Source organism: Anaeromicropila populeti, assembly GCF_900112775.1.
GTDB lineage: Bacteria > Bacillota > Clostridia > Lachnospirales > Lachnospiraceae > Anaeromicropila_A > Anaeromicropila_A populeti.
This window is the reverse complement of sequence record NZ_FOYZ01000005.1, coordinates 312,357-319,591: the sequence shown is the minus strand read 5'-3', so window position 1 is coordinate 319,591 and position 7,235 is coordinate 312,357. Positions and strand designations below refer to the sequence as shown.

General features: G+C 33.1%; 11 protein-coding genes. 2 read left to right on the top strand and 9 right to left on the bottom strand.

Translation table 11 applies throughout. The features are described from left to right. Positions 1-274: 274 nt before the first annotated feature. The 4 genes from BM305_RS08530 to BM305_RS08520 form a co-directional block, all read right to left on the bottom strand. Positions 275-820 carry an isochorismatase family protein gene (locus BM305_RS08530; RefSeq protein WP_177214638.1) on the bottom strand — a complete coding sequence of 182 codons (546 nt, stop codon included), beginning with the start codon at positions 818-820 and terminating at the stop codon, positions 275-277. 199 nt (positions 821-1,019) lie between these two features. Then, positions 1,020-1,166, bottom strand: a complete 147-nt coding sequence (locus BM305_RS19025) for a hypothetical protein (RefSeq protein ID WP_177214637.1) — start codon at positions 1,164-1,166, stop codon at positions 1,020-1,022. Between the two features lie 67 nt (positions 1,167-1,233). Beyond that, positions 1,234-1,863 carry a methyl-accepting chemotaxis protein gene (locus BM305_RS08525; RefSeq protein WP_408606121.1) on the bottom strand — a complete coding sequence of 210 codons (630 nt, stop codon included), beginning with the start codon at positions 1,861-1,863 and terminating at the stop codon, positions 1,234-1,236. A gap of 340 nt (positions 1,864-2,203) precedes the next feature. Continuing rightward, entirely contained in the window at positions 2,204-3,295 is a 1,092-nt protein-coding gene (locus BM305_RS08520; protein WP_092560269.1) for an FIST signal transduction protein, read from the bottom strand. A 167-nt stretch (positions 3,296-3,462) separates the two neighbouring features. Here BM305_RS08520 and BM305_RS08515 point away from each other — a divergent pair, with 167 nt between their 5' ends. Continuing rightward, positions 3,463-3,894, top strand: a complete 432-nt coding sequence (locus BM305_RS08515; RefSeq protein WP_092560268.1) for a Fur family transcriptional regulator — start codon at positions 3,463-3,465, stop codon at positions 3,892-3,894. Positions 3,895-3,943: 49 nt separating this feature from the next. On the opposite strand, the gene BM305_RS08510 is transcribed toward BM305_RS08515, so the two are convergent. Further along, the gene (locus BM305_RS08510) at positions 3,944-4,735 is read right to left on the bottom strand and encodes a ZIP family metal transporter (protein ID WP_092560267.1); all 792 of its coding nucleotides are present in this window, start codon (positions 4,733-4,735) and stop codon (positions 3,944-3,946) included. Positions 4,736-4,918: 183 nt separating this feature from the next. Between BM305_RS08510 and BM305_RS19020 the strand changes: the two genes are divergently transcribed. Then, positions 4,919-5,095 (top strand): hypothetical protein, encoded by a 177-nt coding sequence (locus BM305_RS19020; RefSeq protein WP_177214635.1) that lies wholly within the window; start codon positions 4,919-4,921, stop codon positions 5,093-5,095. Between the two features lie 358 nt (positions 5,096-5,453). On the opposite strand, the gene BM305_RS08505 is transcribed toward BM305_RS19020, so the two are convergent. The 4 genes from BM305_RS08505 to BM305_RS08495 all read right to left on the bottom strand — a co-directional run bounded on the left by BM305_RS08505 (position 5,454) and on the right by BM305_RS08495 (position 7,233). Continuing rightward, the gene (locus BM305_RS08505; protein WP_092560266.1) at positions 5,454-6,176 is read right to left on the bottom strand and encodes a peptidoglycan recognition protein family protein; all 723 of its coding nucleotides are present in this window, start codon (positions 6,174-6,176) and stop codon (positions 5,454-5,456) included. A gap of 1 nt (position 6,177) precedes the next feature. Beyond that, positions 6,178-6,630 (bottom strand): phage holin family protein, encoded by a 453-nt coding sequence (locus tag BM305_RS08500; protein WP_092560265.1) that lies wholly within the window; start codon positions 6,628-6,630, stop codon positions 6,178-6,180. Between the two features lie 67 nt (positions 6,631-6,697). Next, positions 6,698-6,847 (bottom strand): hypothetical protein, encoded by a 150-nt coding sequence (locus tag BM305_RS19015; RefSeq protein WP_177214634.1) that lies wholly within the window; start codon positions 6,845-6,847, stop codon positions 6,698-6,700. Next, positions 6,844-7,233 (bottom strand): hypothetical protein, encoded by a 390-nt coding sequence (locus BM305_RS08495; RefSeq protein WP_092560264.1) that lies wholly within the window; start codon positions 7,231-7,233, stop codon positions 6,844-6,846. The genes BM305_RS19015 and BM305_RS08495 overlap by 4 nt, the downstream gene beginning before the upstream one ends. Between the last annotated feature and the right edge of the window lie 2 nt (positions 7,234-7,235).

Genomic DNA, 7,235 nt, shown 5'->3' with positions numbered 1-7,235 from the left:
CTGTCTTTGTTTCTCTCAGAAGCGACTTGATTATCTTACCACATCTTTCGACGTGTGTCAACATGTTTTTTATATTTTTTAAATTGTTTAATTTGTTTGACCTTTTTAGACAATTTGTTGCTGACTTGGATAAGTATAGCAGAGTCTAATACATCTGTCAACAACTTTTTTACTTTTTTAAATATTTATAAAACTGTTCAAACACGAAACATAAATAAACAGTTACCTCTTTATAAATAACTCTTGGCAACTAGGGGCTTATAACCCCTATTACTTATTTGATTAATTTAGAAATCACTTTAAACTCATCAGTTCCTGCTTTTTGGGCTAATTCAAACAATATAGATTCCACAGACGTAATCACTGCACCCTCTGCTTTCATTCTGTCAATGCCAATCTGTTTATTAAAAGCAGTTCTGGAACCAATACAATCTGCCACCACTATAACCTGATAACCCTCTTGAATCAGATCTACCACTGTCTGCATCACACAAATATGAGCTTCCATCCCCGTTATAATAATATTTTTCTTCTGCTGTTCCTTAATAGCCTGCATAATCTGGTCATCCTCAGCGCAGCTAAAACTTGTCTTATCAAAATAACAAAATTCAGATTCCACAACTTCTTGTATTTCTCCTATAGTCATGCCAAGGCCTTTTGTATATTGTTGTGAAAATAAGACAGGACATTTTAATGCATGAAGTCCCTTAATTAATTTTATTATCTGCAATACAACTTCAGAATGATCCGCCACAACAGGAACTAACTTTTCTTGAAAATCAATATTTAAAAGCATAGTATCTTCTTTTAAAATCCTCACCTGTTTTTCCTCCTTCAAAATTAACATTTCCCTATCACTATAATAGATTTATACCATAATTGCAAATCAATTTTTATGAAATCCAACTTATTAGCACCTCATTTCCAAAAGCTAAAAGTGACTGCATAAAAGTAATTTTCCTCTTATACAGCCACTTTCAAATTTTTCCAAAAAAATCCTTTCCAATTCTCCAAGTATGTTATCTCTTTTGATTAATTGGATGAATCCCCTCAGCTCTTACATTATGATTCTGATTTTGATTTTCTACTGAACTTTTGCTTGTCACACAGTTAAAAGTCTCATTACATTTTTTTTGTTGCTGCTTTTCTATTTTATCTTTATCCATCATCATCACCTCATGGTTTAGTATGGATAAATTATGTGATATTATACCAATATCATTTAATTCTAGCTTATTTACATATTTGATTTACCAACGGCTCCATTTGCTCTAAAATATTACTCATGTCTTCAAAAATAAAACCTTTATTAGTTATTTTATTGTTTAATGTATCTATGTTTACCAAAACCTTATTATAGTATTGCTTAGATTCATTTATGTCATAAGAAATCCTTTCAATCGTCTTATCACAGCTTGATAGAATGGTATCCATGGCTTCATTTTCATCAGACACCTCATTTGCAACAATTTTTATAGATTCCATAATCTCTTCTGTCCGGTCAACCTGTTTTTTTGACTCCTTCAGCGAAAGATTTGTTTGGTTGATTGAATCTGTTAATTTATCTGTATTTAAATTTAAACTGGACATACTACCATCGACATGTCTGACCAGTTCCTTAATTTCTAATGCAAGTTTATTTACCTCATCTGCCACTACTGCAAATCCTTTTCCATGTTCTCCTGCTCTTGCTGCTTCTATTGACGCATTTAATGCAAGTAGATTTGTTTGATCGGCAATTCCAATAATGTCTTCCATATTTCTTCGTATTTCTGCAAAGCTAGTCTGAAATGCATCGAAGACATTTTGAATGTGAATAAAACTCTCTTCAACAGAATCTGAACTTTTCCTTAAATATTCCATATTAGTATGTGTATTTTCTGCAACCTCTGTCATTCTGAAAATAATATTTTCAAAATTTTTTGTAACATCCCTGATTAGAACAAATTCCTTATTGAATCCTTTAATTTCTTCATTAATATCCTCTGCTTTATTATTTACTGATACGAAAGATTCTTTTATAATTCCTATCTCCTCAATTGTCTCCATTTCTTCCTTTTGTAATTCAAGCTTCTTGTCCAGCAAATACTTCCCCATAAAATGAAATGGATATAACTTTTCCTTCCAATTGACCTGCTTACTTTCGGCTTCTGGCAAAACTGAAATTCCTTTTTTCTTTTTCAGTCCAAACATAAAACTCCCCCTATTCAAACACAGCACAAACCATTGTCTGATTAACATGCTGGTTATTAAACTGTTCTCCCCCGCCTACAATTCCTGCATGATTTCCCATTCTCCGCATTTCAGCTAAATATGTGTCTAAATATTTTTTATCCTGATACAACATATGGCGGTATATACAATCAACTGAAAAAACAAAAGAAATTCTTGAAAAATCTTTTCTAATTGCTTCTATTGTCTGTTTCGTAATTTTTGTATAGTCCAATAATTGTAAAAAGTAAATCGTATCATTTTCATTTATTTTCTTATAATTTAGAAGAGAACCATCTGCTCCAATTGTATGCATAGAAGAAATAAAAACCTGATCACGCACTACTCTGCCCATGGGATTTGTCAAAACACTCTGTAAAATTTTATCTCTCGGAATATCCAGTTCCTTACTATAGACTTCTGTTGCTGGTTTATAATCCAGTTCGATTAGTTCCTTTTTCTTTAAATTAACTTTTGTTGCAATATGTGCATTATCACTATGTTTTCCATATATATTCTCTTTATAAACCTTTATTTTTGCTGTCACATTTTTAATTAATACATAGGCACAGGCATCTTCATACACTTTACCATTACAAGAAACCTCTGCCCTTTCTCCATTTGGATACCCAAAAACCGTACCCCCAATTAATCCTATGGAATACTTATGAAACCCTGCATTCAGCGTAGTTACCAACTTCTCTTCATCCCCGGTACAAAACTCAATACACACTGTATTGTCAGTGCCAGGTTCTATCTTGTCCGAGTTTTCTTGTAATTTCTTTACATGCTGAATTGGCGCCTCCGATAAATTTGTTATAACTCCGGTTACTACACGAATTCCTTCGGAAAAAGCAATGACAACGATCTCTGCTTCATAAACCTGCCCGTCTGAATACGTAATACCGCTTGTACCAATTGACTGCACATCAGGATATTTTTCATGTATCAACTGAGATGCTTCTTTTAACTTTGCATATGTAGTCATTAAAATAATTAGTTCAGGATTCACTATTTGCCTAGTTGCCTCTTCAACTGCCTTCTGGATGTCAGAATGTTTTCCAATTCCAACAACGCTTTTCATTCAACACCACCATCTTCCATTTTTTTAATTAATTATACCTTATTATTACACATACACACAAGTAGAAAATATAGATTGCACAATTTTTCACTTGACCACTCTTTCAAACTTGAGTATACTTATAATTTGAAGTGTTTTAAGAACTATAGAACAAAAGGACGATATACATGAAAGAAGCGATTTTACAATCCCATCAGTTAAAGGTTACAAAAAATAGAATGATTATTCTCACTATTTTAGAAAACTCCATATTACCACTTACTGCTGAAGATATTTATGATACTTGCCTTAAAACAACAAAAATGAATTACTCTACTGTTTATCGCACTTTATCTGTACTATATGATAAAGGAATATTATTAAAAACTTATAATTTGGATGGGATTCTATCTTATAAATTAAATAGCAATGATCATAAACATTTTTTAACCTGCACAAAATGCAATAAATCAATTCCAATTGCCTTTTGTCCTTTGACTGCTCTTGAAACAAATCTAGCGGAAGAAACAGGTTTTCAAATAACGGGACATAATCTAGAAATAACTGGTCTATGCCCTGACTGTATAAAACAAAATACCCAATCTAAAAAACAGAAATAACGTTCGACATAAATACTTTTCGTCCAACGTTATTTTTTAGTAAACTGATTCAGCCAAGTGCGACATCTAAAACCATCATAATCAGAAATCCTGCCATAACTCCAAGTGTTCCTATATTAGAATGTTCACCCAGATGTGCTTCTGGTATCAGTTCCTCAACTACTACATATATCATGGAACCCGCTGCAAATGCCAAAAGCCATGGCATAAAAGTTGTAATATTACTTGCTGCCAGCACTGTCAAAACACCAAAAACTGGTTCAACTATCCCAGATAAGCAGCCTAACAAAAATGCCTTTCCTTTACTAACACCTTCTTGTCGTAATGGAAGCGATATCGCTGCTCCCTCTGGAAAGTTCTGAATCCCCATACCAATTGCCAATGCAATTGCTCCAGAAGACATTGCAATACTACCATTTTCTCCTACTGCCAGCGCAAATGCCAATCCTACAGCCATACCTTCTGGAATATTATGAAGAGTGACTGCAAAAACAAGTAAAGTAGTCCTCTTCCAATTTGATGATATCCCTTCTGGTTCTTTGTTTCCAGGATGCAAATGAGGCAGCAGCGTATCTAATGCAAGTAAGAACAATCCTCCTAATGCAAATCCCCCAGCAGCTGGAACCCAACCTACCTGTCCCAGTTTCTCTGCTTCTTCAATGGCTGGTGTCAATAATGACCAGACAGATGCCGCAATCATCACACCTGCCGCAAAACCTAAAAAGACTTTCTGAACATTTCGATTTATATTTCCCCGAAAGAAAAATACTATGGAAGCCCCCAACGCAGTCATGAAAAAGGTAAAGCCTGTTCCTAATAAAGTCCATGCTATTTCGTTCATTTTCTCACTCCTCATAATTATGAGTCATTTACTAATATGTCTAAATCATAGCATTTACATATTTTTTTTGCAATAACTTTTCTACCTGCTTATTATACACCTTTTCTCATTTTGCCTTTCAATATCATGCATGTATATTTATTTTCATTTCACAAATACTTTCATGGAAAGGAGCGTGATAAAATGAGTCATAAAAAGCAAGTCGATGATACTATCTTCACAAAAAACTCTGGTCTTGTAAATAAAATCAATCTGGATTATGATTTTAACACGGAATATGGTGATGGAGACATCCCTGACATTGATAAGCCAAATTCATCTAATGCAGCTGATAAAACGACTAACAACAAGCTTAAATAATATGTAATAATTAGGTCTTTATGTGACAGGCCAGAATCAAAATCTGCCTGTCACGGCAAAAACGGCACCAGTCAAATATGACTAGCACCGCCCTGTAAAATTTATAATAATATAATATTAACCGCTATCACTACCAGCATTTTCTGGTTTCAAGTTAGTAAAGAACTGACTAACTTCATACACCTATTTTAACCTATACTGGTTTGGATTGTCAACACTTTTTATTGTTTTAGCCTTACTTTTTGCATATTTTCAAGCATTCAAATCGAGTCAAATACATTATATCCATAAATTTTATTTTTGCCTCTAATATATGTAAAATGTTAGATAACAAAATATTATATTATTGAAAAAATTGTTAATCTTGCTGTTCCAATGCATATCTTGTCTTAGGTCCTACTACTCCAGAAGCAACTTTTAAACCTGTTTCATTTTGAAATGCAGCAACCATTTTTTCTGTCTTTATTCCAAATATTCCATCTATGACCAATGGATAGCCTGCATGGCTAAGTTGCCATTGAACCCATTGAACCTCTTGTCCTTTTGAACCTTTTTTTAACGTTTTTGCAGGTCTTATATAAGGATTAGCAGCGCCAATAAGAACTGATTTCAGCCACTCCCATCTTTCCTCTTTAATATAGGCTCCTGGGCATTGCTTCCCTGTGACATCGTAATGTCGTATTACATTATTTGTACTAATGCTATATTTGTTCATTAAGTATTGGACAAGTTCTGCTGTATTTTGAATAGTCATATCAGAAACATGTCCAACTGTATCTAAACACATTTCGATTCCCAGACTGTTACTATTCGTACAAATTGTATGATATGTACCTCCACCTGACAATAACCGATTTCCACCACAATGCCATGCAACATTTTTATCTTCTACTACTTGGTAAATACTTATATCATCTACAAAATAGTGTGCGGAAGCATTACGATTTATATTTTTAAAATACAATGAATTGTTTTTTGCTGTAGAAACACTTCCTACCCAGTGAATAACAATATAGTTAATAAATCGACTATCCTTTACTGTTCTATTGACCGCAGTTAAATTCTTAACTATATTTAGCATTTTACAATTCCCCCTTTTTTCTATCTTCTTCTAAAGTATCTGGAAGTTCATTTGTATATTTTCTCAAAAAATTTTGTACCATGTCCCACATTTTTTTTACTGGTAATCCACAAAGCGTCATGTTTTTTAAAATACTTACTATTTCATATGTTAGGTATAAAATAGCAAAAAACTCTGCCAATCCAAGTTCCTGTATATTAGGTGGAAAATAATTTCTTATTTCCACTGGTATAAATCCAATAAAATTCACATGAACAATTACATCCACAGCAGCTGTAAAAACAATAGATACCAGCATACTAATTTTTCTGATTCCCCCATCAATCCCAACACTACTATTTAACTTTTTCTGCCGAAAAGCACGTACAAGTCCAAATACTGTATCCATTACAACTGCAATAATAACCAATTTAATAAACGCACTATTTTTAATAGCAATATACACTTTTTCCATAGCCAGCCTTCTCCCTCTTTTGTTAGTTGAAAAGGAGAACCTTTTAGATTCCCCTTATATCAATGTTTTAAATGCTATTTAGTAAGGTCATTAATTCATCATACTGCTCGTTGGTAATCCTGAAATTGATTAAAAATACATTCATCATCACTACTATTTCGTCTTTTGTTTTTTTACCAACGACAATTATTTTTTTTAAATTTTCGTATGTATTCATGCATTTGCCTCCTTATTCCCTAACTCCAACAATGATAACCGATAATCTATATCTAGTTCTATTTCTGCCTGATGCATATTAAGGGCATCTATATCATTGGTGATCTGACTGATATCTTTTGGTGGCTCCTTCCAGTCTGTATTAATATAAAAACCAATTTCATCTGTATAGCAATATTTCCCTGGCACAATTTCTTCTGGAACCTGTGATACTTCTACTGCCTTCAAATCATTTGGATATACTGTGTTCTCCCTTTCTACATACTTACCAACAGCTTGGTCCTCTGTAGAAGGCACATATTTACCATCTTGAATTTTTACATATGTAAACTGACTTACTATGCCTACTATTACATATCTAGAATCTAAAAATAAAATTTTGTTCATTA

Excerpts from the sequence above, each read along its gene's own strand:
- BM305_RS19025 (WP_177214637.1), bottom strand. The coding sequence starts at position 1,166 with ATGGATAAAGATAAAATAGAAAAGCAGCAACAAAAAAAATGTAATGAG.
- BM305_RS08525 (WP_408606121.1), bottom strand. The coding sequence starts at position 1,863 with ATGGAATATTTAAGGAAAAGTTCAGATTCTGTTGAAGAGAGTTTTATT.
- BM305_RS08520 (WP_092560269.1), bottom strand. The coding sequence starts at position 3,295 with ATGAAAAGCGTTGTTGGAATTGGAAAACATTCTGACATCCAGAAGGCA.
- BM305_RS08515 (WP_092560268.1), top strand. The coding sequence starts at position 3,463 with ATGAAAGAAGCGATTTTACAATCCCATCAGTTAAAGGTTACAAAAAAT.
- BM305_RS08510 (WP_092560267.1), bottom strand. The coding sequence starts at position 4,735 with ATGAACGAAATAGCATGGACTTTATTAGGAACAGGCTTTACCTTTTTC.
- BM305_RS19020 (WP_177214635.1), top strand. The coding sequence starts at position 4,919 with ATGAGTCATAAAAAGCAAGTCGATGATACTATCTTCACAAAAAACTCT.
- BM305_RS08505 (WP_092560266.1), bottom strand. The coding sequence starts at position 6,176 with ATGCTAAATATAGTTAAGAATTTAACTGCGGTCAATAGAACAGTAAAG.
- BM305_RS08500 (WP_092560265.1), bottom strand. The coding sequence starts at position 6,630 with ATGGAAAAAGTGTATATTGCTATTAAAAATAGTGCGTTTATTAAATTG.
- BM305_RS19015 (WP_177214634.1), bottom strand. The coding sequence starts at position 6,847 with ATGAATACATACGAAAATTTAAAAAAAATAATTGTCGTTGGTAAAAAA.
- BM305_RS08495 (WP_092560264.1), bottom strand. The coding sequence starts at position 7,233 with ATGAACAAAATTTTATTTTTAGATTCTAGATATGTAATAGTAGGCATA.